The organism is Desulforhopalus sp. IMCC35007 (assembly GCF_005116575.1).
Lineage (GTDB): Bacteria > Desulfobacterota > Desulfobulbia > Desulfobulbales > Desulfocapsaceae > Desulforhopalus_A.
This window is the reverse complement of the sequence record NZ_SWCN01000099.1, coordinates 1-271: the sequence shown is the minus strand read 5'-3', so window position 1 is coordinate 271 and position 271 is coordinate 1. Positions and strand designations below refer to the sequence as shown.

Genomic DNA, 271 nt, shown 5'->3' with positions numbered 1-271 from the left:
ACCCTGACTCTCAATGAAGACGGCAGCTACAGCTACCAGCTTGATAACAGCAACCCGGATGTACAGTCCCTTGACGATGGTGTCACCATCCAGGATGTCTTTACCTACACCATTACTGATGCTGATGGGGACGAGTCTACCGCTACCCTTACCATCGATGTAAACGGCCTGACCGACGGTGCACCGACCATCTCTATTGATGATGCGGATGCAGATGTTACTCCTGCCGACAACAGTGTGGTTGAAGGTTCCGGTGACACCGTTAACGGGG

1 protein-coding gene is annotated in these 271 nt (G+C 52.8%); it reads left to right on the top strand.

Annotated elements, in window-relative coordinates; translation table 11 throughout:
* A partial coding sequence (locus tag FCL48_RS24775) for a VCBS domain-containing protein (protein WP_136876765.1) occupies nt 1–271 on the top strand: 271 nt, incomplete at both ends.